This window comes from Pseudorhodoplanes sp. (genome assembly GCF_059499825.1).
In genome coordinates this window covers 1-26,567 of record NZ_JCABZI010000017.1, presented here as the reverse complement: position 1 = coordinate 26,567, position 26,567 = coordinate 1, and the positions used below count along the sequence as shown (strand labels likewise).

Genomic DNA, 26,567 nt, shown 5'->3' with positions numbered 1-26,567 from the left:
CGGAGGACATCCGCCTTCGGCGGAACAGATCAGACTGGCATCTGGGCAGGAGCTCCCGAGGCCAGACGGTTTTGCTGGCCCGGAGCGCGCTACAGGTTATCCAACATCCTGGCTCTGGATCCTAGCGACAGCGTTGTTAACCGGCGCAGCGGCGACTTTGGCCTTCGTACTGCGCTAGAGTTGCATTGCTATCCCTGCTTTCATCTAGCGGGCTGGATGACTTTGTTGAACTTGCGCTTCGGTTCTGCGTCCCGCCCGGACGAGCAGCCAGCGACAGCGCCCCAAACCAAAAATACGATGTCCCAGAGAAGCCACTGGTCGCGTGGCACAGTCTCGTTGACGTGGTGAATGCCTAAGAGATGATGATTGATGATGCCCTCCACCACGTTGAAAGCACCGAAGCCGATCAGCATCGATCCGATCAGGAGCTTGGTGGACGAGTAGAGATGCTGGCGATGGGCCGAGCGCCACAAGATAAACAGTCCTATCAGGACGAAGATGTAAGTGCTGCTGTGAAAAAGGCCGTCCCAAAGCGTGTTGAACTTGAGGTTTTCGACAGAATGCGGCGGGTGCCAGCTACTCACCATGTGATGCCACTGCAGCACCTGATGGAGAATAATGCCATCGAAAAATCCGCCCAGGCCGAGACCGAAGAACACGCCCGCCGAAAGTGGAAAATGGCGGCTCGTGACGCGATCGGAGACGGCGGTCATGCGGAGCGAGCGATCTGCAAGGCAGCAAGCCCTCTGGCGCTCACATGGGGCAGGTTATTGAAATCTCCCCGCACCGCCTGGAGGGCTCGCCGCTCTTCTTCGATCTCGTACGCCGTGCGGAAACCGAGACGACGCAGGATGGGGACCCGCGGGCACCAGCCCTGGATGGCGTGCTGGAACAGGAAAGCCGTTACCAGGCCGGGCAGGATCAGCCAGCGCTTATCGTGCGCCAGAGTCATGCCGGCGAAAGCGAGCGCCGCCGCATTCGCCTCAATCGCGCGTTCAATGTCCACTCCTCGTCCAGCTCCGAATCTCGTATGGGTTTTCGCTGAGAAACTGAACCCGTTCCTCTGTTTCTCGCCGGATCCGTTCAGTGACGGCACGATCGGTGTGGGCCGGCACCCGCTCTCTGGTGTTCTGCATCTGAGGCTTCCGAACCCACAACGCCAAACGGTTCCCCCGGTTGCAGTCGCACCCAAAATGGATCGTGAGCCACCTCGACTTAAGTGAATGTAGCTCCGCGTCGTCATCCATGTGGTAGATGCTGGTAAACCAGAACGTTTCCGATTTCAAAATGCTGTAGAGAGCCGCTTCGGTGGTGTAGTGAAACAGTGGCTGTGTCGGAGCCTCCTTCGCGTTGCTCTGAGCCATGCGCCTAATGCTTGCGTCACCAAACCTGTTCAACAGTTTTTGGGCTTTCCGGTCCATGACGACTACGATAGCGTCAGTGCGCAGCTTGGCCTATCGTATTTCCTCAACGATTTGAAGCCCGAGCACGCCCATGTCCATGCGTGTTCGCCGAAGCGGCATTTCAGATCCGAAGGCGGAGCGCGTCAGAGAAGGTCGTCCAGGATTGAGGTGGTCGTTCCATCGTCTGCGCAATTTGACCAGCCATCACGTTTATCTTGGGGTCTGACGCGCCGTGCTGCGTCATTCGGCGCGCGGCCATGAGCGCCGCCGCGATCGGATCCCGCAAGTCATGGCCGAGCACGCCGAGAAACGTGTCCCGTGAATTATTGATCATCATGGTGTACTCGGCGACTGACTCTGTCATCGCCTGATCGATAGCCTCATTGAAGCGGGTCATGTCCTCCAAATCTGTCGAAGAGAGTGCCGGTTTGGAGAACGCCCATTGCTTAAGGACGCTTGCGCGCAAGGCCCGATATTCCGAAACCATCTGTTCAATATCGAACCCATCGGCCAGCCGCAGAGCAGCGTGAGTTTTGGCGGCACTCCGGTCAGCCTCCGCATCCGCTCGGCCTAACCCTTGGGATTTTTCGACTTGCTCCTTTTCAGTTTGCGGAGACTCGAGGTCATTAGCAACGAAAGTGAGGACTTCTACGATATGATCCTGCAGGGCCAAGTGAGTCATGCTGTCGCTGGCCGGAGTGCGGGTCTTCGCAAATTTTGCCCACTCCTCGACGATAGGGTTGGTGTTAGCACGTATAAATTCTGCAAGTCGGAGAGAGTTCGCTTTGGGCAACTTTTACCCCAACAGGACAAACTATCGCGACAATTCGCGAGAGGTTGAAGCTCACTGGAGCAGTGTCTCCGTTGGAACATCAATCGTGCACCTAACCCCATCCTCTTCATACTCTATACGCGCTTGACCCTTCAATTGGCCCGGCAGCGCAGACTCGATCAGCCGCGACCCAAAACTTTTGCGCTGCACCTGCTTTACGCTGGGGCCACCAGTTTCTTTCCAGACCAAAACGAAACGATCACTTTGCTTCCAAACGATAGAGACCATGCCGTCCTTGACTGAGAGCGCGCCATATTTAATCGCGTTGGTACTAAGCTCGTTTAGGATCATCGAAAGAGATACGGCCGACGTTGATCCGATTGTAAAGTCTTCGCCACTCAAGGTGTACGGAGATGAATTGTCCAGTCCGCGATAGGCTGCAACTGCCTCTTCAATGATAACTCTTCCATTCGTTTCCAGCCACTCGTTCCGCAGCAGTAAGTCATGAGCGATTGCTAGAGCTTGAAGTCGTCCCAGGATGGCTGCTGACGCTTGCGGCAGCGTATCAGCATGCTGCAAGCTTTGCGACACGATCGCCGTTACGACGCTTAGGCTGTTTTTGATCCGATGATGAAGCTCGGCAATAAGCGCAGTTTGAATTTTTTCGGTGGCGACGTGATCGTCCCACCTCATTCCAGCCTCAGTGAGAGTTTCGCGAAGGCGCCCGATTAGGGCTTTGTCTTTTTCCCTAGCCTGTTGAGAGGCCGAAGAGCCGACAGGGTTGTCACTCTCCATCACGTTGTTCCCATGCGCTTTTGGTCCGATATGAACATCGGCGAATCGTAATCAGTTCCCGGATCGGCCTGAACCAACGGTGGTTCTACTACCGGGGGCGACAATGGAGGGACCGGCGCACGTGCCGGCGCGTCCGCCGCACGCGAGATTCAAGCGCCAGGAATGACGCGAGGTTCCAGCACAGGGAGAAAACTTATCCCCGAGAAGAAAGGAACTCCAGCCTAGCCTTCAGAAGCTCTGATGGCAGCGTGGTTTGCTCCGATGCGGTTCGGATCTTCTGCCACTTGATGGCATGGTCCGTGCGCAAGTTTGTGATTTGCGCCCGGGGCTCGGACGCGTAATAGACCCATCCACCTTTGCCGCGCTCGCGTAGTGAACGGCCGTACCCCCTAGGGGATGCGTTTCGCTACTTCAATTCGACCTACTGCGCCTGCGCCGGAGCTTGACTGGGTCTCGTGCTATCTCGCGTGGGACGATATGGAATTTTTAAGATGTCCGCTTTGTTCAAAAGCAGACATCACGCGCGACGTCTACGAGTGTCACCCCCACCCAGCGTGCAAGATCGGCCAGCCTGCAGCGGCAGTGAGCGCGAGCCCCGCGATCAAAAGGAGCAGCAGGACAACCTTCCGGAAGGCCGCATCGTCGAGTTTCCCGTACAGTCTAAATCCGGCCCAGAGCCCGGCCAACAGCGCGGGCAGTCCGAGCAGATACAGTTTGACGGTTTCCGCAGTGATCGCACCGCCCGCGGTGAGCGATATTGCGGTCATGACGATGGCCGCCAGCATCACAGGCTGAAATACCGCGCGCTGCTCATCCTTGTTCCACCCGCGCATTTGGCACCAGACCGTGATGATAAATCCGGGCAGGCCGGTCAGCCCGCAAAGTACGCCGTTCGCAAACCCGACTCCGCTGTCGACTGCGATTTCGGCTTGCACCGGTTTGAATGCCGGCTTCGACAAACCGTAGAGGCCGTAAGCGATCAGCAGCATGCCCACGCCGAGTCGCAGATACGCCGGTTCGGCATAGGTCAAAAGCAGCGTGCCGATCGGAACACCAATAATCCCGCCGATGATGAATGGCGCGACGTTTCGCCAACTCAGCGAGCGCCGAAGTTTCCAGACGCCATAACCCTGTGTCCAAAGTCCATAGCCGACGATCAGCGCGGTTGTTTGAAGAGGAGTTATGAGGTGTAGCCAGATGCCGGATACCACAAAGCCCATGGCAAAGCCGGCGAGACCCGACGCAAAACCGCCGAGGAATGCGGCGAACAGAAACAGAAAAAGGACAAAGCCATCCATGGCCCGCTCCCACGATTGAGGCGAGCAGCGCTTGGATGGAATCCATCTATAGGGGAGGCCGCGATGTCCCCTGTTCAGCAAATGTCAGAGTTTTTGAAAACCTAGGGCGCGGCAGCCATGGTCCCCCCCTTGCGAAGGAGACGGTGCTTGGGCCTCGCGAGCCTTGGCAGAACGGGGCGACCGTCGATGGCCCCGCCAACGAGTTCATTAGCTGATAATTCGCCGTGTCACAACACGTAAGACGCTGTGTTCACGGGCAGGTTCACCGGGGACGTCTTCGACTGCGGAAAGCGATCATTGGTTGCGAAACTTGATCGCGCGCAATGCCACGTATATGTATCGGACGTCGGGGCATCGCAGGCTCCCGGCTTTCCAGAAGACGGTTCCTCGTCCAAGCCCTGCTCATGTTCGCGTTAACACGCGGGCAGGAGCCCGCCGTGATTGAGGAGCCAGGAAATGTCTGAAGCCAGGACTTGCCTTGGCCGTGTCGCTGTCTTGTGGCGCGGCGACGAAACAGCACGCCGCAAGGCCACGCCGGAGACCAGCCGCTTCAGTGCCATCTTCGCCGCGCTTGCGGACGTAGGCGTCGCAGCGACACCAGTGGTTTACGAAGACGATGTGTTGAGTGCCGTGGGCGAGCAGCTCGCAACACTCGATGGGGTGCTAGTCTGGGTCAACCCGATTCACGAGGGGCGTGATCGCGCCAATCTGGACGCGTTGCTGCGCGACGTCGCGTCGCGCGGCGTTTGGGTCAGCACGCATCCCGATGTAATCGCGAAGATGGGCACCAAGGAGGTGCTGTATCGCACCCGCACGATGAGCTGGGGATGCGACACGGTCCTTTATCGATCAGCGGAGGCGATGCGTTCCGAATTGCCGGCTCGCCTCCACACTGGTCCGCGCGTGATCAAGCGCAATCGCGGTAATGGTGGTCAGGGCGTTTGGAAGGTCGAAGCCTTGGCCGGCACACCCGCCGGGCAGATGATCCGCGTGCTGGATGCAACCGAAGACGCATCCGAGAATCCGGCCCTCGACGAATTTGTGGAACGGTGTGCCGAATACTTTGAGGACGGCTTCGTCATCGATCAGCCGTTCCAGGCACGACTGAATGAAGGCGTCGTGCGTTGCTATATGGCGGGCGATCGTTGCGCAGGCTTCGGCTATCAGAAGGTGAAGGCACTCGTCGACTCGCCGGCTGCGCGTGCCGAAGCGGGGCCGCGCCGCTACAGCTCGAAGTCCGAGCCGCGCTTCCAGCACCTGCGCCGGCTGATGGAAGACAAGTGGACGCCGCAGCTAATGTCCCTGCTCGACATTTCGCCGCGCGATCTACCAATGATCTGGGACGCGGATTTCATGCTCGGTCCTGCAGGCGCCGACGGCTCGGAAAGCTACGTGCTGGGTGAGATCAACGTCAGCTCCGTGTTCCCGATCCCGGACGAAGCGGCGGTAGACATTGCCCGGGGGGTAGCCGACCGACTGAAGACAATCGGATCTGTGAGCGAGAAGTAGCATCCAGATTGCGGTAGCTGAGGCTCATGTCCGCTTTGGGTCAGAAAAGGACGTCTACGATTGAGAGATTGTGCGCTACGCCCAGGCGGCACTTGCCGTACTTAACCGACTTAACCGACTTAACCTTGATTCTTTGGCTTGCAGCTACCGAACCGTGACGCTGAGCCCCACCCCATGAGGTGGCTGCCCGGAGGGACCCGAGGTGCTGCCTCGGTCTCCCAACCACTTGAGGGCTTCAAAAGCGACTTGGTATCCAATCGCGATCGCTTTCGGCCATCAGAAAGTCTCCGATCCTATTGGACCATCGGACGCCTTGGACATTTTCGGGCCGAACTTGGCCGAAAAGTGCAGTCGGCGGCGGCGGACCAATATGTCCGCGCCCTATTGCCATTCCTGAAAACGCTGCGCAATGGGGGATCACCAAGCATCGGGGCCCCGACGAAAGCGCTTAATGAGCGCGGGGTCCGATCTCCCCGGGGTGGCCGATGGCATGTCAGCTTTCCGGCACCACTTCACGTCCCAACCAACGGCGCCTTTCGTAACATGTCCACCGGCGTGGTAGTGAAGCTTGATTAGATTGCTGAGCATGGCATGGGGCAAGGTTGCCAGCCGAACCACTGCACTTAGGCCCGAGCGGATTGACGGAGCGCCGGATCAGGTAATGCCTGAGTCATGTTCTGGATTTGGAGCTTAAGTACGCGACAGTGCTTCTGACCCCCAACAAGGCACCGCTGCGAACGGCGCGGGCCGGATCTGCGGCATCCGGTACGTTACCCCCTGGATGAAACACATACTGAATACCGGTTGCACGGTCCAACCGGGCCTGATCTGCGCCAGATAGCTTATTTCCAGCAGCATCTCATAGTCGCGGATCGGCTGCATTTCACCGGAAAACGCGATCGCATCGTAGTCCAGGGCGCCCGCGACGCTCGACATGCGCGCGTAGATTAGGCTGGCGCCAAACTTGTCAGCCGGCCGTCCGGGCAACATCCCGGCGAACACAATGCCGGTATCAAAGAAGAAATCGACGAGATTGCGATCTGACTGCGTTGCGCCAAAGCGGCCGAATAGGCTGATCCCACTATCGGCGTCGCCGCCCTTGGGACGAAAGATCTGCTGATCGAAAATACCATACACGCCGCCGTTTCGCAGATACTGTCGAGCGATGCCGCTGCTGAGTGGGTCAGCAAGGGAAAGGCCTAGATTGTCAAAGCGCAAATCGTCGAATTTGCCGAAATGATACCAGCCGCCCAGACGCAAAATTCCGGCCAGGCCCGACGAGTCCTTTTCCTGGTTATACTTGTACTGTAGTTCAGCCATTACCAGAGGTGGATCGTTGACGCGGAAGTTCGTGCCGTGCCGATTGACGGTTGCCTGATCGCCCGGATCGCCGTTGAACACCGCGGCCAATATCGACCAATGCGGGCTGGGGTCGAATCTAAGCCGCACGCCCGGTGTCGACAATGGATAGGCCGGGCCGCCTGCCGGCAAGTTGGCGCCAAGGATTGTCGGCCAGTCGTTGCTGATGAAGATCCTCGCGTAGTTGCTCACGCCGTCGGCTGCAAGCTGCCCAAAACTGAAGTATCATTCAGAAGTGCGATTTCCGCCAGCCTCGCCTTCCACGGCGCATCCGGATTTGACCTTGATCCAGTGCTTGCAGAGGCCGGAGCAATAGGGCTTGTCCTTTCGCTTGGAGACGATCGTCCGCCGCACCGGCCTCTCCCACGGATCCCCAGGACGACCCGGGCGGCCGTGCTAATCTCATACGATGACCAGCCTCAAACTGATCTCTGCAAACGAGAACCGCGGCGGCGGCGACTGGTCCGCAGATGACTACGACGTGGTGCTGGTCTATACGGGCAAGAAGGTCGGCCGCATCTTCCGCCAGACGGTAGCACCAGGAAATCCGAACGAATGGTCTGGGGCCTCGATTTCTTCGAGGCGAAGGGCCGCCGGCCGTTCTATGGTAGGGCCGAAAGCAAGGATGCGGCGAAGCGGGCTTTCGCAGAGTGCTGGCGAGGTGGTGCGCGCAACGACGTCCGTCCCCTGCTATAGGTTGGTCATGTTCAACATCGTTGACCGATTACTCGAAGCAAAAGGCGCCGGTTGGGCGTTTCTTCGCTTTGCGATCATTCTCACGCCGGCCGTTATTGCCCTCATCGTGCTGAACACGGCTTTCCGTTTGGACTAGTGACGCGACACAAGGCAAGCCAGCTATGACCGAACGGCGCGAACTATATCGAAGCCCCAATGGCGATTCCTGGTACCTTGGGCGCGAGCCAGGTGACGGCCGCGCCTTTGTTATTTACCAGCCAAACAGCCCGTCCGGCGGGCGCCTGTCTCATCTCGAACTGGGGGAGTTCTTGCGGCAAGGTGACGGGCCGGAGCAAAAAGCATTGCTACGACTCATTGCCATGCTGGTTGACGTTCCACCATACGCCTAGTGGCGAGCATGAAAAGTTCGGCATCCGTTCCTGCTACGCCTGCCAAATGCTTTAATGTTCCACATGGATTAGAATGTGGAATTATAGGGCCGGCTTTTGTTCCCGTGTGATGTGCACCCAGCCCGCTAAGCTCATTTTCTAAGTCTCGGTTCTACCGGGCTCTCTTCTGACGGGGCCCCTGCGGAACCAAAACCTCCGTTAGGAGTCATAAGCCCCGGCAACGGTATCAAGGCACAATCGTGGCCGCTGTCCGTGTCGTGCCAAGCGATCCCAATCCCATGGTGCGAGGCGGGGCGGGCTCGGGGACTTGGTTGATGCATAATCGATTTCGCAGTCGGCGGCTGCGTTTGCCACGGGGCCGCCGGGCTCGCTCTGGTCACCCGGTCCCCTCGACAGACCAGCGCGAGCTTTTTCTGGTGGCATTGCTGGTCGATCGACTCGTGGAGCGTACAAAAATGGACGACGTACCAGTAATGGATTGTCCTGCATGCAAGGCAAGGCTGCGCGTGCGGGCCTATTTACCGCCAACCGACACCTTGCCCGCCATCGCCGGCTACTGGTGCGAGGACTGCCAAAAAGAGACTACGTTGGAAATCGACTAGCTGACTGACGCGAAAACCCGTATCGACCCCTAGCTGAAATACTTCGGAGTCTTTTGCGGTGTGGCGCGTTCAGCCTGAACGGGCGCCCTGACGATAGAACGCGCAACTACGTGCTTATTTTCGTTGTCCGGCACGCTTCATTTCACGCTTGGCTTGGCACCTGGATTGGCAGGTGTTGAGCTTTGGCCCAGACCCGACCCGCGCCATGTATGTCATAGAGATAGCTCGCTAACTTTAGCATTAGCGCCCCTCCAGACGCCCCCCGTATACCGGGAAAAAATCAATGGATGCCTGCAGTAATGGCTCAAAGGGAATATTGTCAGAATTGATAATCCTTCAGGGTTAACGATCAGCTTCTCGGGCGGGTTTGAGGCAATTTACACCCTCCGCCGCACCGGCCTCTCCGATCCGCAAGCCGACGACTGGCAACCTCATTACAAGGGCGTCCCGGTCGGCAGGATCTATCGCAGCACCTTTGCAGGCGAGGTGAAGTATCGCTGGACGATCTATATCAACCACGATGCACACCGGGCAGAAGGCGTGCAGATTATGGGGATAAGAACCATCGCTGGACGAAGCGGCGGCAGCCTTCAAGAGAAGCTTTGAGGGGTTGAGTGCAGAAGGGAGGGTGAAAATTTAAAGCTCAACGTATTCGAGCCTTGAAGAAGTGTTCGCCTCCTTCCCTGCGAACAGCAATCTCATCCGCCTCCTTGAAAACCACGAGACTGTGAGTATTTTTGGCGTCACGCGCACGCGCTATCGCTTCTTGTTTAGCCGCTGCATCATTAGGAAGATCGGCGCCAGCGTGGTCGCAGAGATCCGGATGATCCAGGTAGTCGAAATAATATCGGGGCAATGAGCTTGCCTGTAGTTTTCGTGATCTAACGGCCTTGGTTGGGCGGGGTCGTTGCGGTGCGACTTGCAACCGATTCGCCGCGGACACTGATTTGATCAGCCAGCGGACCAGCGCGGCTGCCAATTCCGGCTGCTCCGTCCGCGGCAGGAACTGGAATCTTCACGCTAGTCGGCGCGAGAAGGATCACGCTCACAAATCCCAACGAGAGCAGTGCGAACAGTCCAAGGGCGGCGTCAGACAATTTGTCGCGATTCTGCATAGCGCAAGGATAACAGAGTCCCTTGCTGGTCGTTCCCGGATCAACGCTTATCCACCCTCGCCTTCCACAGCGCATCCCGATTTGTCATGTGGTCCACGAGTAGAGCGTACGTGTCGACTTGAGCTTCGGCATTTGGTGCGGCAAGCCCTTTCGTTGTCCTATAATCACGCCATGCGACAGTCCATCCAGTCCTGTCGCTGCCCGTCCCGGCCCGCCCGATTTCCCAAGATGAAAGCAAGCCGGGACGGGCTTAGCCCCGATGCCTCTTAAATCAGGACTAATTTGCTCAAATATCGCGCCTAGTTTTAGGCCCCAAAGAACGCACCTTGGCTCGCGAGTTCGTGTCGGCAGACCGACGCGAGGCCGCATGGACGGTAGTGAAACTCGTTGAGGAACTTCCTGAAGATCACGAATGGGTCGGCACGTTCACCCCAAGCAGTTCAGGCAGCGGACCGACCTTTAAGCGCCCCCGGCGCAAATAAGTTATTCTCGCAGACTATTTTATGGAACAGGTTTGCCGGAAAACGCTTCTAAAACGATCACCGCGCGAATCTAGGCCATTATCGGTGACTGAGAGCGCATTTGCTCCCGTCCAACAGCGGTGAGCTTTATGTGCCAATCATGCAAAGATTTGACCTACGAAGTCCAGCGGGCGCGCAGGCTTTTGGACTGCGGGTTAGACCCATCGACCGCGGAGCGCATTCACCAGCTCATTAAGGATAAAACTACTCAACTCGCGGCGCTGCGGTGCGACAAGTTTGATCCGATATGTCTTATTACATTCGACTTCAGCAAAAGAGGTGCAAGTGTTTATTACCGATCGGCGGCAGACGATAGGCATCGGTAGCTGAGAGACGCTGCCGTGCTCCCGCCTATGTTGGGGTGTCTCGCGTCATGCCGACGTATCGCGTCTATGAAGTTTGCGCCGGAACCTAACAGTCGCCGGGGGTGTTCGCTGGCTGGCGGCGTTTTTCATAGGGCTTTTCTGAAGCCAAGGGTCTCCTTAGGCCAGCCTTTCAATGGCGCAGAATTTTAAACCAACCCCGCACTGGCCGCCGCCGTGCCCGCAATGGGAGCTCAGCTCGGACTCTTGCCGTGGACCGACATATCAGGCACGTCGATCAAAGGATTTTGGTCCACGCCCTGCGGTCTCAGGTTCACTTGGGATAAAGGGCGCCAAAAATTAATCAGCGGTCGAGAAAATTAGGTCGGCAAAACCGGCCGGAACCGAAACAGGGCCCAAGGGTGTTCCGGCTCAGATTGGTTAGCTGACCGGGGTCGGGTTTCCGACAGCCGCGTCCTCCACGGCGCATCCGGATTCTTGACTTTGATCCAGTGCTTGCGGGGTAGAGGCAGGCCAGAGCCCCGGCATCTACTAGAATCCTGGCATCTTATCGGACCCGATCCGCCGCGATTTCGACAACTAGATCACGTCGATGAGCTTATTGCCGGCCCAGATTTCGGCGGACCCATTTCCCTTCATGAACTGGCGGGCGAACTGGCGCGCTTCGACATCATTGGCTGCGGTGAAGGTGTGAAAGGGCCGTCCTGCATCGTCGGCGCGGACGATTTTGTAGACCCCGCGATCTGCCGACTGCTTTGCGCCCGCTGCAGGGAAAATCTTTTCGCGCCATAGAGACATTGCCGAGACCTCGTTGTGGCGGGCCTTTGGAGTAGAGCATCGGCTCCGGCATTGATACAGCGCAAGTTCTGCAAGGCAGCGGTGCGCCCGGCGCAGCGCCAGGTTGGCAATCGCGGGTGGCGTCGCGACACTTGTATCACAACTCCGCACGTCGCGCGCTCAGTCACGTCGTCGCTTCCTGCAGGATCGCGGTATCTGCAACCTCTACAGCATAACATCGAGCCGGCGGGCCATCCTCGAGGCTGGGCGGCGTGATTCGTGGGCTCGCGGCGGCACGACCGGCTGCCCGTCTTGACAGGTGGCGGCGTCCCCTCTTCGCTGCTCTGTCGAGGGAGGGGGAAAACATGATGCCGGTCTTTCGCATTCTTATCGTGGGGCGCTATGGGAATTTCATCCGCGCGCATGATTTCGAGGCCGCGACGCGTGAGGAAGCGATCGAGCGCGCGCCGAAATTCTCGAACGATCACGAACTCGAGCTTTGGGAGGGGGAGACCCTGATCAAACGTTTCGACGTTCGCCAACCGACCTGACGCCGGCGCCGATGTCCGAAACACCACCACAGCCGCGACCGACATAACGTCGCTTGCCCTCGCTGCGGCAAGGCCATGGCGCAGGTGGCGCAGCTGCCGCCGGAGCGCGACCTGCCCGGGTTCAGTGCGATGCCTGCAAGATCGAGCAGACGGTAGAGGACGATCAGCTCACTCAGCCAGCCTAGCCTTCCACGGCGCATCCGGATTCTTGACCTTGATCCAGTGGTTGCAGTCGCCGGACGTGTAGGGCTTGTCGCGACGCTTGGAGACGATCCCCTCGAGACCCATGCGACAGGCGAATTCAAACATCGCGGCGCCGTCCCCGCCTTCCATGTGCTCAGCATAAACCACGCCGCCGGTCGAGCCTTCCAGCAATTGCGCCAGGAGGTCTTTTCGCATCTCGAGCGGCATCGCCTTCAGGTCGAGCGCGCCAAGCAGCAGCAGGTCGAACGGCGATCAACTGGCAGCGCCTGTCGTGCTTGCGGGAATGCAACAGCTTGAATTCGCCGAAGCCGCCCTCGCCCTCGACCACGCCCTCACCATCCATCACGAAATGCTTGGCCGGCAGGCGGAGCGCCGCCTGCACAATCGCGGGATACCGGGATGTCCAGTCATAGCCTCCGCGGGTGAAGACTTGGACGGCGTCTCCGGACCGCCTCACAAGCAGCCGGTAGCCATCCTGTTTCACCTCGTGGATCCACTCCGGCTCGGTCGGGACCGCTTCCGCTCTGGTGGGAATTGAGGGCTTGGGAACTTCGGCCGGCCAGCGACCGTTCTCTTTACGCTTCGTCCAACGCATGTCGGCCGGAGTCTGTGCAGTAGCGTCGGAATTTTCAAGTATGGCAGCGTCACCGCCCCTCGCTCCCGCTACGGGAGGCCCGATTTATTTCGTGTTGTGCGATTATGGTCCGAAGATTGGCCGGGCCTACCGTGAAACTGACCCGGACGCTGCCGACCGCGGGACCGTGCTCAACCTACTCATCCGAGGGGAGTTTCCGGGCCGGTGCAGGTGCTAGAGGTCGATCTTGAGGCCGGCCGGGCTTGGGACGTGTCGGCCGAGTTCGCCGAGGAAATCATGGAACGGGCCCGGCTGGATGACTTACCAGCTGACGTCGTAATGTTCGCGTCTCTGAGGGCCGGGCTCAAGGTATAGGGCGGGCCGGTGGCCGCGTGGACGACCGGCCGCGCTTTCATCTAACCGAGAGCACGACGGCGGTCAGGGACGTTTTGACCGTTGCCCTCATCGAAAATAGTCTGCTGATTAGTGGTTTTCTTAGATGTCTAACCGGTACACGCTTTTATTAAGATGAGAGTTAACACCGCCGATATCGCCAGAGATCCTAAGCAACCGAGACGGTTTGAAAAGAAAACAAACATCGGATGACTAACCCATCTTACTGACAACTGGGCTCAGCGCGCATAACGGCATAATTTGAGGTGAAAAAAGCCCCGGCTAAAACCGGGGCTTAGTGTTGTTGTGGTGTTAGCGATATAATTCACGTTCTCTACGAACCTGCTCCGCGTTATAAGGCGCCGCGGCTGGATCGAAGGACCTCCAGCCGCTAGCCCGGTAGGCCGCCGCGCGGTCTGTAATGCGCACTGAAGACCGATCCATAACGGATTGTAGACGTGAGGCGTCTTTGTCATCAACACGAGCGCTCACCACCGCGCCACCGCGCCGAAGAGCTTCCGCATAGACCTCAGCATCTTCATTAGAAACGCCGGCTTGGGTAAGGGCTCCTACTAGACCGCCCGTGGCAGCGCCCGCTGCTGCGCCGGTCAATGTAGCGACTAACCAACCGGCCGCTACAATCGGACCTACTCCCGGAATCGCCATCAATCCAAGACCCGTTAACGCACCCACGGTTCCGCCGGCGACCGCTCCTATTCCAGCTCCGGTGCCCGCAGCTTCTACGCGGTCATCGTTGCCATCTAAATCGCGATCGGGAAATGTTCCTTCTTCTCGTCATACGAATTGTCAGCATTGCTGACGAGGATACTTATGTCGCCGTGGCTAACTCCGGCTGCTTCGAGGTCGCGAACAGCTGCACGCGCTTCACGATGCGAATTGTAAAGCCGCGAAATGGTTGTCGTCATTATTGATTTCCTTCTTAGCGGGGTGTGATATTGCCCTGATAGTCGACACTGACATCGACTGTTTTTCCTCCCTTGCTGCCCTTACCGCGCCAGACGCCGTTTTGGTCTTTTGTCAGGTCGCTGACGTTTGAAAAGCCGTTGTCTTCGAGGCGCGACTTCGCTTGACCTTCAGTAAAGCTGTTAGCGCCGGCCGCGGGGGCGCCCGGGTTGTTCGGTGCGTTAGGTGTTGTAACCGCAGGCGTAGCCGGATCAGGGTTTGCCGGTTTAGGTTGAGAATGGGCCGCGGTAATAAGCGCGACAGAAGCAGCAAGTGCAAAGAATGCTCGCATGGAAGTCATCTCCTATGTCAGTAAAGCCAGAAATAACGGGCGCAAAGAGGCTTAGTTCCCTCAGACACTGGGGGCAGCCAACCTTTGAAGCGCTCTTCGGCAGTCGGCCCTCTGACTACTACTCCGCAGCTTCGGCACGTGCTTCTTGATTGACCACGGTCTCAGCCAATTCCGACAAAGCTTCATCCGTGGATTCTTCCTCTTCAAGGGTCTCACCGAGAAGCGTCTTCGCTTCTTCCAAACCGAGCTCCTCGGCCCAAGTGCAAAGCGTCCCGTAACGGCATATTTCGTAATGCTCGACAGCCTGGGCGGATGAGACAAGACCGGCATCGAGGGCAGGAGAACCCTTATACTCCGTAATGATCTCCTCGGCTTCTTTGAGAATGCCGAGAACCGCATCACACGTCTTGCCCTGAGCTTTCTTATTGATCAGCCCAAACACTTCATCGAGGCGCTGGATCTGACCGGCTGTCTCTTCGCGGTGCTTTTCAAAAGCAGCCTTGAGATCCGAGTTCTGCGCAGCTTTAGCCATCTTAGGAAGGGCCGCCAGAATCTTCTTTTCTGCGAAATAGATGTCCTTGAGGGTGTCGTGGAAGAGGTCTTCCAGCACTTTTGGCTGCTTGGCCATATGAGCGTCTCCGTTAGCAATGCTTGAAACAACAATCGAGAACGCTCGTGCGGGCCTCTTTGTTCCAGGCAATGCTCTCCATCTGCTAAAGCCGTTCGGATCGTCGCGGCAGTAACGGTCAGCGCTGAGTACCAGCAATGCTGACGGCGCGCCCTTTCAGCGTCGGCGGATCACTCGCAATGCTGGCTCGGTTGGCCTGCGATTTCGCCGTTAGGTCTGCGGTGAGGCCGCTGCTACGCGCGCGGCCAGGGGAAATTGTAGAAACGTATCGCACCCGCAAGCCGTTTTAAATTGGCCGCGATCGAGTTGCCTGCGCACCGACTGCCGTCGGGACGGACCGCTCAATTCGGGGACGACTAAAAGTAAAGAGTTGTTCGGGATGGATGGGAACTGCGATCACAGACATCGCTTGCTCAGCGCCTCCCGCTCACGGTCATCCGCCTTGGTTAGCGCAGTCGCGATGCGACGCTATGTCTTTCTCGTCGGCGACACTATTCCGCACGTTGGCGGTTGCCCCAGCAAGATTTCAGCAATCGGTACTTCATCACATCGTTCCGGGAGGCCTGCCATGGCCAGTATTCTCCGTGCCCTGATCCTTCCCCTAGCGCTTGTCGCAATCCAGGCCCCGTTCGGTTCCGGCGCTGTGGCGTCGTCCGCACAGCAGATCAATGAGGCTGAGCCGGATAACGGTGCTAACCCTCGCGCGATGATCGCAAAAGTGCAGATTTTGCTCGACCGAGCGAACTTTTCGCCCGGCGTGATCGACGGGCGGATGGGAGAGAATGTCGAGAATGCCTTGCGCGCCTTTCGCGAGGCGCACGACATCGCGGAGAATGATACGGATACCATCGACAGCGAGACATGGGACGCGCTTGTCAAGGATGCGCCCGACGAGGTCGTGACAGAGCGCACTATCGAAGACGTGGACATCGAGGGCCCCTTCACCGAGGAGATTCCAGACAGCCTCGACGAACAGCGCGATCTCGAGCGCCTCGGTTATCGCGACGCCTCCGAGAAGCTGGCCGAGACCTATCACATGGACCAGGACTTCTTCGACAGTTTGAACAAGGGCCGAGACATCAAGGCCGGGTCCCCTGTCCTGGTGGCCAATATTCGACAGGACGACAATATTTCCGGCATTGCCAAACTTGAAGTCATCAAGTCGATCAATCAGTTGCGTGCCTATGATGAGGATGGAAAGCTGCTGGCCGCCTTCCCCGCCACGGTTGGAAGCGAACAGCGCCCGGCGCCCTCCGGCGAACTGACGATCGAGGCGGTCGCAGAGAATCCCACCTACACCGTCAAGCCATCGAATGACATCGCGGGGGTCAAGGCGTCCGAGGCCTTCGAGATCGCGCCGGGGCCGAACAATCCCGTCGGCACCATCTGGATCGAATTGTCCAAGGAAAGCTACGGGATCCACGGCAGTCCGGATCCGGCGGAGATCGGGAAAACCTCATCGCATGGTTGCGTCAGGTTGACGAACTGGGACGCCGAGACACTTGCGCGCTCTGTCTCAGCGGATCTGCCCGTGCATTTTGTCGAGGAACCCGGTTCCGCTTCCGACTAGAGAGGCGCGTTTGACTATTGCGGTAGCAGCGAAACGCACGGTGAAAGGGATTTGGACGCGGAGCCGCGACGACCGCATCTCCGCAAATGGCGCCGGAGTAGCCTTTTTCTTTGTGCTGGCGCTCTTTCCGGGAATGGCCGCAGCCGTCGCGCTGTACAGTGTGTTGTCGAGTCCCGCGGACATGCTGGCCACGATCAAGGCGCTCGAAGATGTCGTCCCGCAGCCTGCAGGCCAAATCTTGAAGCAGCAGACCGAACGCCTGGTCAATCAGGGCGGCAGCATGATGCAGAGCGGCAGCACGGTGGGATGGGTCACCGGGGTCGGGCTTTTCATCTGGAGCGCAAACAAGGGCACTAAGGGCCTGCTGGACGCGCTAAACGTTGTTTTCGACCAAGTCGAGCGGCGCGGTTTCATTCGCTTTACGCTCTATAGCCTCGCCGCCACGGTCGCCGCCGTGCTGTTCATTGCATTAACCGTCGCCACCTTCGTGTTTGTTCCGCTTGCGGATGAACTGGCTTTAGGCTCCGCCGCCCCTTTAATTGACATGATACGCTGGCCGCTCTTCTTTTTGATCGCGGCCGGTGCTTTTGGGCTGACCTATCGCCTCGGTCCGACCCGCCGCAATTCACTGTGGACTGGAAGTCTCGTCGGCGGCGCCGTGGCGGCGCTAGCGTGGATCATAAGTTCGTTCGCCTTGTCGTGGTATTTCGCCATGGTGGCAGATTTGGGCTTGGTTTACGGATCGCTGACCGGAATGATCGCTCTTATGATTTGGGCCTGGCTCTCGGCGGTCTCGGTCCTGCTTGGCGCAGAAGTGGATGCGCACGTTCAATCCAGGATGGGCGCTCAGGCCTGACCCGGACCGAGGGGCAGTCAGCAGCGATCCCTTGCAACCCAAGGCGCGACGGATTTTGTCTTTAGCGACAACGGGATTCCCGGCTGCGCCCGGATCATTTCGTGTTAAGCCGTTCCCTCGAGCGACATGCTTCGATCTTGCATCGCCACGTCATACTCATCAGCATGCTGACGCCAGTCACGAACCTTCCACTGGCCTGCAAACTCGCGTTTCGCGGCATCTACGGCTTCGGCAGACGTGTGACCTTCCGAAACGATCACCTGTTGCGGACATCTGAAAGGGTGCCCGTCCGAACTCAGTAGGTTTTTGTAGAAGGTGATTTTGTAAGTACGCATTACCCACCTCCAGGATTCCTCGACGGCCGCATCGTTACGCAGCCTCGCTCGTCGCTTTTTAACCGATGGCAATTCGCGCTGCCCATGATGCAAATCAACGCAGGGGTGTAGCCGCGGCCGAAACTCGACTTTCTGGGGCGACGCTTCTGCAAATTTCTGTCGAAACCGTGGCAACCGGTCTGCAGAGCGGGCGCTTCACCGACCGCGCAGGAGATTATTCCGCCTGCGCATTCCATGCGTCATTTGATTTCACTGGCGTTCTCCAACGCGAGCCGGTCTACGTGCAGGCGCAGCACGGCAACGCGCGTGGCTGCGACAAGCGGTGTAGACAATATAACGCCTGCAATACCAAACAGCGCCCCCAACACCAGCATCGCCGAGAGCGTCAACAAAGGCGGAAGTGACACCGCCCGCTGATGAATAAGCGAGGTGAGCAGATAGCCCTCGATAATCTGGATGCCCGTATAAATGAGCATGACCGTAGAAAGCCAAAGCATGCCCTTGGCATGACGGCAAGCGCAATTGGCATTGCTGCCAACAACGGTCCGAAATACGGGATGAACCCAAGAATTCCCGCCTGAACACCGAGCAGCAGAGCGCCGGGCACACCCAGAAGAAACAGCGCCGTCCCGACTGTCACACCGATGATCACCATGGCGGCAAGCTGACCGGCTAGCCACCAGCGCAACACCTCCCCGATTTCGTCGAGCGTCATGCGCAACAACGATCGCTGGCTAACCGGAAACAGCAAAGCGATCCCCTCGCGGTGGGCGGTCGGGTTCGCAGCCCAAAAAATGCCGATGATAAATATAACTACAATATTTACCAAGGCCCCCATGCCAAATGACAGAGCGCGGGTGGCATGCCCCAGTGTGTCCAAGAAGAGTATACAGCATATTGCTGGCGTCGCCTGAGGCCGCGTCGAACGGCAATCCGAGCTCCTTGGCTCGGTTGTGCAGATAGGTGATTTGATCGTTAATCACGGCATACAGGCTCGCGAACTCTGCAACCATGGACGTACTTGCCCACCATGTTGCAAGCGCGAGCAGCGCTACGATCGAAACAGTGACAAGACCCAGTCGCGGGACGGGGCAGAGGCAGGACATACCCGATACCGCGCACGCAGGCGTCAAGCAGCACGCCGAAAAGCATGCCGGCGAATATCAGTAGGAATGCGTGTGACGCGGCGACCGCAGCTGAAAACACAAAAGCAAGCCCGGGACCCGTCCGAGGCGCCACACGCAACAGATCGTTCATACGCTCCTCTTGTGCCGCAGACAGAAGCAAACCTGAGGCCATGCGCAGCCATCAGGCTGCGATGCGTTCTAATGGTCCGAGGTCTGAGCGGCACCGCCTGCGGGGTTCTCCTCTACTGGCGTTGACGTCGTTTTATCCGGCCGCCGCACGTCCGTTTTCGGAGCATTTTGCGATGGTTGCCCGCTTGTCTGATTATCGTCCGCCGGAAGCAGCTTCCGATGCGCCTCGGCAATGCGCTTCTGCAATTCCGCGAGCGTTTTTCTAGCGGTCTGGATACTGCCTTCGATAGCCGCGAGGTCGCCGTTCCGCTGGGCCAGCGTGCTGTTCAAGTTGGCAAGGTCGGCCTGAAGTTCGTTGACGCGGCGCTGCGCCTGTTCGGAGCTTTGGACTGCGGCTTTCTCCGCTTGCACCAATTGCCGAACGCGTTGATCGAGTTCTTGCTGGCGATCGCTAAGCTCGGTCACCCTTTGCTGATACTCGACCGCCTCCCGTTGAATCTTGGCATGGGCCTCGCGCGACCGCTGCAATGATGTTTCACCCTCGGCAAGCCTTTTGGTCATGGCCGCGGTATCATCGGCGAGGGCCTTCAACCGATTTCGAGCTGCCAATTCCTGCTGCCGCGCCTCTTCGAGCCTTTCACCTATCTCCGCCAGTTCCTTCTGATTGGCGGATATGTTTTCCTCGGCTTCAGCAGCGCGCTTTCGACTTTCATCCAGCGCCTGTGTCTCCTGCTCGGCGCTTTGGCGGATTGCCGATAATTTCCGCTCCGCTTGTTCACGCTCGGTCTCGGCCGATCGAAGCTGCTCCTGGATCCTCTCTAGTTCCTGCTCGCGGGGCGTCAGATCCTGAAGAGCCTTTTCGGACGCCGCCAGTTCCTCTTTGCGGGTCGCAAGCCTGCCCTCTATCTCGGCTAGAGTCGCCGTGGCTTGTTGATGGGCCTGGAGCTCCTGGCGAAGGTTCGCGCGCGTAGCCTCAGCCTGCGCCAACCGGTCTTCCAGTTGCCGCTGCTCGCTGGCGCCCGACCATGCAAAATATACTGCCAATACCCAACCGAACAGCGCCAGGGCCGCAAGTCCGATCACGACCGGCTGCTTTGCGGCGCGCAGGACGACGTCTCGCGCGCTTGGCTTTCCGTCCGGCACTTTCGCTGGTTCGCTCATGGCCGATCCCATAAATTTGATCAGAGACACAGTCCTTGATGCAACACGCCAACGCCCGAAAAGATGCATGATTTCGGCAGCCTCGACCGTAGCGGGCGCAGCTCACAGGAGCTCGGGCGGCTCGATTCAGCTACATCCGCAGGGCGCAGCCCAACCGGCGGAACTTCCGTACCAAGGACCGGTTAGCCCGGTGAAATTACAAAAAGGATATTTCCTCGTGAGCTATCCAACGCAGCTGCATTCGCCGCTATCTATCCTTGGGCTTTGTCTGGTGATCGCGGCCGGGCTGACCGAGCGCGCCGCAGCCCAGTGCAACAACCAGGTTCAAATCAAAGCAGGCGAAACTCTCAGCAGCCTTGCCGAGCGCTGCGATGTCACAGAGACTCGAATTCTTGCCCTCAATCCGAACATTGAGGGATCGAAAGACTTGCGCGCGGGAATGATACTGAACCTGGCAGCGCCGTCGGACAATGACGCAGCCCAGCGCACGCGTGCAGCAGAGGACAGCCTGTTGGGGCGGTTTAAGTCTTATGCTGAGGAAGCAAGTGAAACGCTCGAAGGTGGCGCCGAAGCTTTTAAGCAATCCGTCGAGCAGTTCATTGCGCAGAATCCAGATTTGCACCAGCGCGTCCGCCGGCTCGGGGAGCGACTGAACGTCCCTGGCCTCCAGAACACCGACGCCCAGATATCGCTGTCGATCAGGACAGGCTCTCCCGGCACTCCTGTTACGTTATCGGCGATCGGACTGCCCCGGAACCAGCGCGTCGCGATGGCCGGTGGTGCACCCGATGGCGAATTTCGGATCCTGGAATCCGGCAGAACCAGCGCCGAAGGCACCCTCCAGACCACGGTCTTATTGCCGCAATGGGCCGATCCTGAGCGCGACTTTATCTTCGTGATCGCCAATCGTGAGATCGACGTGGCTGTCCGGTCCGGAGTTTTTAAAGTTGAAAAGCGACGAGACCGCCGTTGAGGCTGTCGCGGCCGGCCCCAGTCCAACACTCGGGAAAAGCTGCAGACGACCCGTACCTCGCCGGGCGAAGAACGTTGGGCTGACTGGTGTCGTGATCTCCAACTTCCTTCAACCCTCGTACGAGGATTCTCATCGGCTCGCCATCTTCCAAATGGAGACGGAAGAAAGTCGCACTGGGTGTATTCGATAGCTGCGCTTTTTTTTCGGTCGCCGCTTTCTTATCCTGAGCTGATTTCTTCGCCGAAAGGCGATAGCGAGAAATTCTCGCTATTGCCTAACCCAAACTATTCTTCGCCTCTTACGGTGTCCTTGACGCTGCCCCAAGTGTTCTGGGCTTTGCCCTCCGCTTGTTCTAGCTTCCCTTCATTCTTCGTCTTCTCATCGCCAGTGATCTTCCCAGCGACTTCCTTCACTTTGCCTTTGGCTTGCTCTGCGCTGCCCTTGATTCGGTCCTTGTCCATGAAGCGCTCCTCGGTTGCAGATATGGAGCCAACGAGCGCGTCTCGCCTCCGTTCCACAAACACTAGAACCAACTTGCGCGCCCGAGCTCGACAGCTTCAGTACCGACGGGTCGAACCGTGGAATGTCGAGCCCCGGCAATCACCCACGCTTCTAGCGGAGCACGAAAGGACGGGTGCGGCATCCTGTCGTGCTCATCCACGGAACTGTCGCGGAAAGCGTCGGTTGGCCCTTTTTCAGCGGAGTGCAAAGATGCTGGAATGGGCGTTAGTCTTTTTTATTATTTCGATTGTTGCAGCCGTGTTCGGATTTACGGGGATCGCCACCGGCGCCGCGAAAATTGCGAAATGGCTCTTCTTTATCGCTTTGGCAATCGTAGTGATGTTCGTGATTTTCGCGCTCCTGACCGGTCAATTGGTTTTTTGATTTCCCGGCCGGAGCGCGCCGCGTGAATGGTGGCGAGAGGTGCGTCACTTCGAGCTGCCTCTCGCGGTGGACCGTGCGGGCGGTTTGGGTTCGGCTTGCCCTGCAAGTCAAACAGCATCGGATTGGTATCTTGAGTTTATCTTGAGCAGGCGCGTGAACGATTTTGCACCATTTCCCCAGGCGCTCGCCCTCGCCGCGGCCTACGGGCTGTCTTTTCCGATAGGATGGGATCGCGAGCAGGAGGCGCGCAGCGCCGGTCTCAGAACTTTTCCCCTGGTCGCGATAGCAAGTTGCGGATTCATCCAGGCGTCCGAGGTAATGATATCTGTGTCGCCGGATGCTACTGCGCGTGTCGTACAAGGTGTCATCACCGGAGTTGGCTTCATAGGCGGAGGGGCAATCTTGAAGCATGGCAATTCCGTTCATGGCACTGCAACGGCGGCCAGCATATGGGCCACGGGGGCAATCGGCACTGCCGTCGCCCTCGGCAGATATGATGTAGCCATCGTCATTTCACTTTTCACATTTCTAACATTGCGGCTTCTCACGCTGATGAAACACTGACTGCACACTCTCGAGCGTCAAAGGGATCGTCGTTTGTTCCGGTCTAAAGCGGGGCGAGCGTGTCGATGCGTAGCAGGCGCTACCCAAGCCCGATTAATCCGTGTTGATTTTCGTTCACAATATCTGCTTCAAAAGGCCACGTGTACGAACTCTATCCCCAAACATCGATTGGCCCAGGTATTCGCCAGACCGTGATTCGCGTCTGTCGATGCGCCCTCGCAGAGGCACGTGCTCAGCGCCCTCTGCCTTTAGCGCCAATCGCTCAAGGAGCAACAAGATGAAACGAACCCAATTTGCGATCCTCAACTCAACAGCGGCACTCGCGCTAGTGCTGGCTGCGGCGCCCGCGTCCGCGCAAAAACCTGACGCCAATGCCGTGGTACAGTCCCAGCAACAGCAGAATTATAAACAGCGATATCAGAGGCAGCGTGAACTCAGCGCTGCTGAATTCGTCCGCCAGGCTGCAATCGGAAATCTGTTTGAGCTTCGATCTGGCCGTCTGGCGGCATCCAAATCTAACGATGACTCGATCAAGGATTTCGCGCGCAAAATGGTGAGGAATCACTGGGAAGCGAGCTCCAGTCTTAAGCAAGCGGCCGGCGACCTCGCGCCGGAGGCCGAGCTTGATCAGCGCCACTCCAGTATGATGGACCGCCTGCAGCAGGCATCTGGAAACGATTTCGACCGTCAGTTCATTCGCATGCAGATCCGGGCCCATCGCCAGGCGATTTCCTTGTATCGAAACTGGATCGATCAGAACGAAGCGCAATCAGGACAGGCGACGGCATCTGGCGAATCGGGGAAGGCAAATGAGGACCTCCTCGAGTTCGCTGAATCCACGTTGCCGACCTTGGAAGAGCATCTGCGCACGGCCCAAGAGCTCCGTAATGAGCTGCGCCAACGAAGCGGCGTAGCTGCCGGACAAAATCGGTCGGACATGGCTCAGAACCGGCAATCACGTAACCAGCTTTCGCGAAATGCCCCGTACCAGCAGAGCAACCGGCATACGCTCGAGATCCAGCAGCGGTCGCCGGAAGTGACGGTTCGCCGGCAGAGTCCAGAGGTCAGCGTGCGTCAGCCTCAGCCGCAGATCACGGTCCGCCAAGCTCCGCCGACGGTGACGATCCAGCAACCGCCGCCGGAGGTCATCGTTCGCATGCCCCGCCCGGACGTCAACGTCGAGTCGGCGAGGCCGCAGGTTTCGGTCAACGTCCAGAGGCCGCAGATTCGCTTCCGGGAATCCAATGCGGAGCCGCGCGTCCGTATTGAACAACAGGATAGCGAAGGCCGGCAGGTCGAGTTCCAGCGTGCGCAGCCCCAAGTCGACTACCAACGCACCGGCGAGCCAAGGGTGGTCTATCAGCCAAGCGATAGTGAGCCGAAAGTACGATATGAATCGCGGTCACAGTCCGGCCCGGAAGGCCAGCGCTCCGGTACTCAGTCGGAACGCGCCCGCCCCCAATCGGAGCGCGCGTCTCAGCAGTCCGACGGTCAGGAATGGAATCGTGAGGCCCGGCGGCTGGCTGAAGACGATGCCGCAACTGAAGCCGCGACCACCGCCTCCGGCGGGACTGCGCAGACCCGATCGTTAACGGCGGGTCAGCTTACGGATATGGACATCTACAACGCTCGGGGTCAGAATCTGGGTTCGATCGATGATGTGATCGTGAGCGACGCCGGCCGGACCTATGTAGTTCTAGCACACGGCGGCTTCCTCGGAATGTTCCAGGATGAAGTCGCATTGCCGCTCGACCGGCTTCGGTACCGTGGCAACAGGATCATTGTTAGCGGGCTGACCGAGCAGGAAATCTCCGATATGCCGGATTGGGAGACGCGACTCCCGAATTATCAGTCGGTGGACGACTCTCAGAGACTGCAGATCAATCAGTAACACGCTTCGAATGCCGGGGATGGCTGTCCCCGGCATTCGCATCAAGCAATGGGTACCGCCTCGATCAACGGTGTCGGGTATTCTCGGACGGAACCAGCGTTTGGGTACGGTCCGGGGTGCGGTGATGCCCTTCACCTTTAGTGGTAGTAATTAGGAATGCGCGAGATCTGCAGACCTAGCCTTATCTCTAGCAGACCCAGCCTTATCTCTAGGTGCGTCGTTCTCGCCGTGGCCTTAGCTCTCCCGGCATTGGCGGCCATTTACACATTTCAGGCCCACAGCCAGGAGACCGCTGGACAACCCCCCGCGGAGACTGCCCCCCCGCCGAAACGAGCCATTCCTGTAATCCCAGCTTCAAATGACTCAGAAATCGCGAAGCGGCTGGCTGGCATCCTGCAATCGACCGGCTGGTTCGAGCGGCCCCAAGTGTCGGTTGCTCAAGGGGTCGCCTTTCTAGACGGACGCACCAGAGATCAGGAGCACCGACGTTGGGCGGGGGCTCTTGCCGAGAACACCCAAGATGTCGTCGCCGTTGTCAATCGCATCGAAGTCGCCACCGATGTGGAAACAACGCTCGGGCGCGCCACAAACGAACTGATCGACATTTACTGGCAGGCTGTTAGATCGTGGCCGGTCGCAGTCGTTGCCGCACTTATTGTTTTGGTTACGTGGGCGATCGCCAAGGCGGCCACGGCGATATTTCGTCGCTACCTTGTGTATCGGGTTGCATCCCCTTTGCTTCGGTCCATCCTCGCCCGGGCGCTCACAATCCCGATCTACGTTCTCGGCATCTACTTCGTCCTGCAGATCGCCGGGCTGACCCGGCTGGCTCTTACGATTCTGGGCGGCACCGGCATCCTCGGAATTATCGTAGGCTTTGCCTTCCGCGATATTGCGGAAAACTTCCTCGCAAGCGTCTTGCTAAGCAGCCGCAATCCATTCCGCAGCGGGGATCTAATCGAAATCGCGGGTCATACCGGCATCGTTCAGAATCTGAATACACGGAGCACCGTTCTCCTAACGCTGTCCGGCAATCACATCCAAATTCCGAACGCGACAGTTTATAAAAGCACTATTACAAATTTCAGCAGCAACCCGACTCGTCTCGCAACTTTCGTTGTTGGCATTGGCTACGATTCATCAGCCGCGGAGGCCCAGTCGCTTATGCTGAATGTTCTGCGGGAGCACCCTGCAGTCAGGTCCGCGCCCGAGCCGCTTGTATTGCTGGAGGAACTCGGAGCTGCCACGGTAACGCTGCGTGCCAGTTACTGGTTCGACAGCGCGATCCATGCGCCCAATCGCATCAACTCGGCGCTCTTAAGACAGACAAAAAACGCTCTGGTCAGCGGCGGTATCAGCCTGCCTGACCCTGCTCGCGAAGTCGTATTCCCGAACGGCGTACCGGTCACCGTGATAAAGAAGACGTCGCAAGATCCGGGAACCGATCGGACCAAAGCCACATCGCCATCCGTCACGACACCACAAGCCCTGGAAAATGCGGGTCCGACAACAAGCGCCGAAGGCAATTTGTCAAGCGATGTTACTGCGGTTACTGAGCATTCGAAAGGTGCCGTGCCTGAGGCACAGGAAAATCTTTTGAAATAGATAGATAACATCAATCCGCGGATCCGGCTCCCGATTGAGCGCCTAAGGCTTTATGTCGACGCCGGCGCGATTGCCACGCCAGCGTCGGTCGCTCGAACGGCGACGAGGAGGCTAATATTCATTATCTCGCACAACAGCTGCGGCAAGGGCCGACTGCATCTGCCGGGCAGTGCTCCGTTGGAACGCCGCAACCGGTTTCCGGGCTGGCGCTGGGGACAAGGGGGAGGTTGCCGCGACTGCGCCAGCGTCGAGCTGAAACACCGCGACCCGTCCGTCCAAGGCGCTCGACTGGTCTTCAAGCGTTTTG

28 protein-coding genes and 1 pseudogene are annotated in these 26,567 nt (G+C 58.4%); 11 read left to right on the top strand and 18 right to left on the bottom strand.

Annotated features, from left to right (window positions below; genetic code table 11):
* Positions 1-200 precede the first annotated feature (200 nt).
* From AC5I5I_RS21520 to AC5I5I_RS21500, 5 genes are all read right to left on the bottom strand, one after another.
* The gene (locus tag AC5I5I_RS21520) at positions 201-713 is read right to left on the bottom strand and encodes a DUF2243 domain-containing protein (protein ID WP_495976458.1); all 513 of its coding nucleotides are present in this window, start codon (positions 711-713) and stop codon (positions 201-203) included.
* Positions 710-1,006, bottom strand: a complete 297-nt coding sequence (locus tag AC5I5I_RS21515; RefSeq protein ID WP_495976456.1) for a YgaP-like transmembrane domain — start codon at positions 1,004-1,006, stop codon at positions 710-712. Before AC5I5I_RS21515 ends, AC5I5I_RS21520 begins: the two co-directional genes overlap by 4 nt.
* 518 nt (positions 1,007-1,524) lie before the next feature.
* Entirely contained in the window at positions 1,525-2,196 is a 672-nt protein-coding gene (locus AC5I5I_RS21510; protein ID WP_495976455.1) for an RsbRD N-terminal domain-containing protein, read from the bottom strand.
* 51 nt (positions 2,197-2,247) lie between these two features.
* Positions 2,248-2,970, bottom strand: coding sequence for a sensor histidine kinase (locus AC5I5I_RS21505; protein WP_495976453.1), 723 nt, complete (start codon positions 2,968-2,970; stop codon positions 2,248-2,250).
* 539 nt (positions 2,971-3,509) lie between these two features.
* Positions 3,510-4,268 carry a sulfite exporter TauE/SafE family protein gene (locus tag AC5I5I_RS21500; RefSeq protein ID WP_495976452.1) on the bottom strand — a complete coding sequence of 253 codons (759 nt, stop codon included), beginning with the start codon at positions 4,266-4,268 and terminating at the stop codon, positions 3,510-3,512.
* Between the two features lie 456 nt (positions 4,269-4,724).
* On the opposite strand from AC5I5I_RS21500, the gene AC5I5I_RS21495 reads away from it, so the two are divergent.
* Positions 4,725-5,777, top strand: coding sequence for a Cj0069 family protein (locus AC5I5I_RS21495; protein WP_495976450.1), 1,053 nt, complete (start codon positions 4,725-4,727; stop codon positions 5,775-5,777).
* 690 nt (positions 5,778-6,467) lie between these two features.
* Here the strand turns inward: AC5I5I_RS21495 and AC5I5I_RS21490 are convergent.
* Entirely contained in the window at positions 6,468-7,328 is an 861-nt protein-coding gene (locus tag AC5I5I_RS21490; RefSeq protein WP_495976448.1) for a carbohydrate porin, read from the bottom strand.
* Between the two features lie 217 nt (positions 7,329-7,545).
* Between AC5I5I_RS21490 and AC5I5I_RS21485 the strand changes: the two genes are divergently transcribed.
* Positions 7,546-7,968, top strand: a complete 423-nt coding sequence (locus AC5I5I_RS21485) for a hypothetical protein (protein WP_495976446.1) — start codon at positions 7,546-7,548, stop codon at positions 7,966-7,968.
* A gap of 25 nt (positions 7,969-7,993) precedes the next feature.
* Entirely contained in the window at positions 7,994-8,221 is a 228-nt protein-coding gene (locus AC5I5I_RS21480; protein ID WP_495976445.1) for a hypothetical protein, read from the top strand.
* Between the two features lie 1,245 nt (positions 8,222-9,466).
* Here AC5I5I_RS21480 and AC5I5I_RS21475 read toward each other — a convergent pair.
* Both AC5I5I_RS21475 and AC5I5I_RS21470 read right to left on the bottom strand, forming a co-directional pair.
* Positions 9,467-9,802, bottom strand: coding sequence for a DUF6894 family protein (locus AC5I5I_RS21475; RefSeq protein ID WP_495976443.1), 336 nt, complete (start codon positions 9,800-9,802; stop codon positions 9,467-9,469).
* A gap of 1,559 nt (positions 9,803-11,361) precedes the next feature.
* Positions 11,362-11,580 (bottom strand): hypothetical protein, encoded by a 219-nt coding sequence (locus AC5I5I_RS21470; protein ID WP_495976441.1) that lies wholly within the window; start codon positions 11,578-11,580, stop codon positions 11,362-11,364.
* A gap of 344 nt (positions 11,581-11,924) precedes the next feature.
* Between AC5I5I_RS21470 and AC5I5I_RS21465 the strand changes: the two genes are divergently transcribed.
* Positions 11,925-12,110, top strand: coding sequence for a hypothetical protein (locus tag AC5I5I_RS21465; protein WP_495976439.1), 186 nt, complete (start codon positions 11,925-11,927; stop codon positions 12,108-12,110).
* A 168-nt stretch (positions 12,111-12,278) separates the two neighbouring features.
* Here AC5I5I_RS21465 and AC5I5I_RS21460 read toward each other — a convergent pair whose 3' ends face one another.
* From AC5I5I_RS21460 to AC5I5I_RS21440, 5 genes and pseudogenes are all read right to left on the bottom strand, one after another.
* Positions 12,279-12,521: an ATP-dependent DNA ligase gene (locus AC5I5I_RS21460; RefSeq protein WP_495976438.1), complete on the bottom strand. Its 243-nt coding sequence runs from the start codon at positions 12,519-12,521 to the stop codon at positions 12,279-12,281.
* A complete protein-coding gene (locus AC5I5I_RS21455) occupies positions 12,448-12,909 on the bottom strand; it encodes an ATP-dependent DNA ligase (RefSeq protein ID WP_495976436.1) in 462 nt (153 codons plus the stop codon). Before AC5I5I_RS21455 ends, AC5I5I_RS21460 begins: the two co-directional genes overlap by 74 nt.
* 684 nt (positions 12,910-13,593) lie before the next feature.
* Positions 13,594-14,207 (bottom strand): annotated as a pseudogene (locus tag AC5I5I_RS21450) (hypothetical protein).
* A gap of 14 nt (positions 14,208-14,221) precedes the next feature.
* Complete coding sequence (locus tag AC5I5I_RS21445) at positions 14,222-14,536, bottom strand: PepSY domain-containing protein (RefSeq protein WP_495976434.1); 315 nt, start codon at positions 14,534-14,536, stop codon at positions 14,222-14,224.
* Between the two features lie 118 nt (positions 14,537-14,654).
* Complete coding sequence (locus AC5I5I_RS21440) at positions 14,655-15,164, bottom strand: YciE/YciF ferroxidase family protein (protein WP_495976433.1); 510 nt, start codon at positions 15,162-15,164, stop codon at positions 14,655-14,657.
* Positions 15,165-15,573: 409 nt separating this feature from the next.
* Here AC5I5I_RS21440 and AC5I5I_RS21435 point away from each other — a divergent pair, with 409 nt between their 5' ends.
* On the top strand, positions 15,574-16,734 hold the full coding sequence (locus AC5I5I_RS21435; RefSeq protein ID WP_495976431.1) for a L,D-transpeptidase family protein: 1,161 nt from the start codon (positions 15,574-15,576) through the stop codon (positions 16,732-16,734).
* A gap of 10 nt (positions 16,735-16,744) precedes the next feature.
* Positions 16,745-17,590 (top strand): YihY/virulence factor BrkB family protein, encoded by an 846-nt coding sequence (locus AC5I5I_RS21430; protein WP_495976430.1) that lies wholly within the window; start codon positions 16,745-16,747, stop codon positions 17,588-17,590.
* Between the two features lie 104 nt (positions 17,591-17,694).
* On the opposite strand, the gene AC5I5I_RS21425 is transcribed toward AC5I5I_RS21430, so the two are convergent.
* The 4 genes from AC5I5I_RS21425 to AC5I5I_RS21410 all read right to left on the bottom strand — a co-directional run bounded on the left by AC5I5I_RS21425 (position 17,695) and on the right by AC5I5I_RS21410 (position 20,342).
* A complete protein-coding gene (locus AC5I5I_RS21425; RefSeq protein WP_495976428.1) occupies positions 17,695-17,925 on the bottom strand; it encodes a hypothetical protein in 231 nt (76 codons plus the stop codon).
* 239 nt (positions 17,926-18,164) lie between these two features.
* Positions 18,165-18,422: an AI-2E family transporter gene (locus AC5I5I_RS21420; protein ID WP_495976426.1), complete on the bottom strand. Its 258-nt coding sequence runs from the start codon at positions 18,420-18,422 to the stop codon at positions 18,165-18,167.
* The gene (locus tag AC5I5I_RS21415; protein WP_495976424.1) at positions 18,311-18,805 is read right to left on the bottom strand and encodes an AI-2E family transporter; all 495 of its coding nucleotides are present in this window, start codon (positions 18,803-18,805) and stop codon (positions 18,311-18,313) included. Before AC5I5I_RS21415 ends, AC5I5I_RS21420 begins: the two co-directional genes overlap by 112 nt.
* Positions 18,806-19,250: 445 nt before the next feature.
* On the bottom strand, positions 19,251-20,342 hold the full coding sequence (locus AC5I5I_RS21410; RefSeq protein ID WP_495976422.1) for a hypothetical protein: 1,092 nt from the start codon (positions 20,340-20,342) through the stop codon (positions 19,251-19,253).
* A gap of 217 nt (positions 20,343-20,559) precedes the next feature.
* Here AC5I5I_RS21410 and AC5I5I_RS21405 point away from each other — a divergent pair, with 217 nt between their 5' ends.
* A complete protein-coding gene (locus AC5I5I_RS21405; protein ID WP_495976420.1) occupies positions 20,560-21,315 on the top strand; it encodes a LysM peptidoglycan-binding domain-containing protein in 756 nt (251 codons plus the stop codon).
* Positions 21,316-21,599: 284 nt separating this feature from the next.
* Here AC5I5I_RS21405 and AC5I5I_RS21400 read toward each other — a convergent pair whose 3' ends face one another.
* Positions 21,600-21,776 carry a CsbD family protein gene (locus tag AC5I5I_RS21400; protein WP_495976419.1) on the bottom strand — a complete coding sequence of 59 codons (177 nt, stop codon included), beginning with the start codon at positions 21,774-21,776 and terminating at the stop codon, positions 21,600-21,602.
* A 250-nt stretch (positions 21,777-22,026) separates the two neighbouring features.
* On the opposite strand from AC5I5I_RS21400, the gene AC5I5I_RS21395 reads away from it, so the two are divergent.
* From AC5I5I_RS21395 to AC5I5I_RS21380, 4 genes are all read left to right on the top strand, one after another.
* Complete coding sequence (locus AC5I5I_RS21395) at positions 22,027-22,200, top strand: DUF1328 domain-containing protein (protein WP_495976417.1); 174 nt, start codon at positions 22,027-22,029, stop codon at positions 22,198-22,200.
* Positions 22,201-22,353: 153 nt separating this feature from the next.
* Positions 22,354-22,764 carry an MgtC/SapB family protein gene (locus AC5I5I_RS21390; RefSeq protein ID WP_495976415.1) on the top strand — a complete coding sequence of 137 codons (411 nt, stop codon included), beginning with the start codon at positions 22,354-22,356 and terminating at the stop codon, positions 22,762-22,764.
* A gap of 277 nt (positions 22,765-23,041) precedes the next feature.
* Positions 23,042-24,655, top strand: a complete 1,614-nt coding sequence (locus AC5I5I_RS21385) for a DUF4142 domain-containing protein (protein ID WP_495976413.1) — start codon at positions 23,042-23,044, stop codon at positions 24,653-24,655.
* Positions 24,656-24,883: 228 nt separating this feature from the next.
* Positions 24,884-26,260: a mechanosensitive ion channel domain-containing protein gene (locus AC5I5I_RS21380; protein WP_495976411.1), complete on the top strand. Its 1,377-nt coding sequence runs from the start codon at positions 24,884-24,886 to the stop codon at positions 26,258-26,260.
* Positions 26,261-26,567 lie beyond the last annotated feature (307 nt).

Bases quoted from the DNA above. Each gene is read 5' to 3' on its own strand.
- AC5I5I_RS21520 (WP_495976458.1), bottom strand. From the start codon at position 713: ATGACCGCCGTCTCCGATCGCGTCACGAGCCGCCATTTTCCACTTTCG.
- AC5I5I_RS21505 (WP_495976453.1), bottom strand. From the start codon at position 2,970: ATGGAGAGTGACAACCCTGTCGGCTCTTCGGCCTCTCAACAGGCTAGG.
- AC5I5I_RS21500 (WP_495976452.1), bottom strand. From the start codon at position 4,268: ATGGATGGCTTTGTCCTTTTTCTGTTTCTGTTCGCCGCATTCCTCGGC.
- AC5I5I_RS21495 (WP_495976450.1), top strand. From the start codon at position 4,725: ATGTCTGAAGCCAGGACTTGCCTTGGCCGTGTCGCTGTCTTGTGGCGC.
- AC5I5I_RS21485 (WP_495976446.1), top strand. From the start codon at position 7,546: ATGACCAGCCTCAAACTGATCTCTGCAAACGAGAACCGCGGCGGCGGC.
- AC5I5I_RS21480 (WP_495976445.1), top strand. From the start codon at position 7,994: ATGACCGAACGGCGCGAACTATATCGAAGCCCCAATGGCGATTCCTGG.
- AC5I5I_RS21470 (WP_495976441.1), bottom strand. From the start codon at position 11,580: ATGTCTCTATGGCGCGAAAAGATTTTCCCTGCAGCGGGCGCAAAGCAG.
- AC5I5I_RS21465 (WP_495976439.1), top strand. From the start codon at position 11,925: ATGATGCCGGTCTTTCGCATTCTTATCGTGGGGCGCTATGGGAATTTC.
- AC5I5I_RS21460 (WP_495976438.1), bottom strand. From the start codon at position 12,521: ATGCCGCTCGAGATGCGAAAAGACCTCCTGGCGCAATTGCTGGAAGGC.
- AC5I5I_RS21455 (WP_495976436.1), bottom strand. From the start codon at position 12,909: ATGCGTTGGACGAAGCGTAAAGAGAACGGTCGCTGGCCGGCCGAAGTT.
- AC5I5I_RS21445 (WP_495976434.1), bottom strand. From the start codon at position 14,536: ATGCGAGCATTCTTTGCACTTGCTGCTTCTGTCGCGCTTATTACCGCG.
- AC5I5I_RS21440 (WP_495976433.1), bottom strand. From the start codon at position 15,164: ATGGCCAAGCAGCCAAAAGTGCTGGAAGACCTCTTCCACGACACCCTC.
- AC5I5I_RS21425 (WP_495976428.1), bottom strand. From the start codon at position 17,925: ATGCGTACTTACAAAATCACCTTCTACAAAAACCTACTGAGTTCGGAC.
- AC5I5I_RS21420 (WP_495976426.1), bottom strand. From the start codon at position 18,422: ATGCTTTGGCTTTCTACGGTCATGCTCATTTATACGGGCATCCAGATT.
- AC5I5I_RS21410 (WP_495976422.1), bottom strand. From the start codon at position 20,342: ATGAGCGAACCAGCGAAAGTGCCGGACGGAAAGCCAAGCGCGCGAGAC.
- AC5I5I_RS21400 (WP_495976419.1), bottom strand. From the start codon at position 21,776: ATGGACAAGGACCGAATCAAGGGCAGCGCAGAGCAAGCCAAAGGCAAA.
- AC5I5I_RS21395 (WP_495976417.1), top strand. From the start codon at position 22,027: ATGCTGGAATGGGCGTTAGTCTTTTTTATTATTTCGATTGTTGCAGCC.
- AC5I5I_RS21385 (WP_495976413.1), top strand. From the start codon at position 23,042: ATGAAACGAACCCAATTTGCGATCCTCAACTCAACAGCGGCACTCGCG.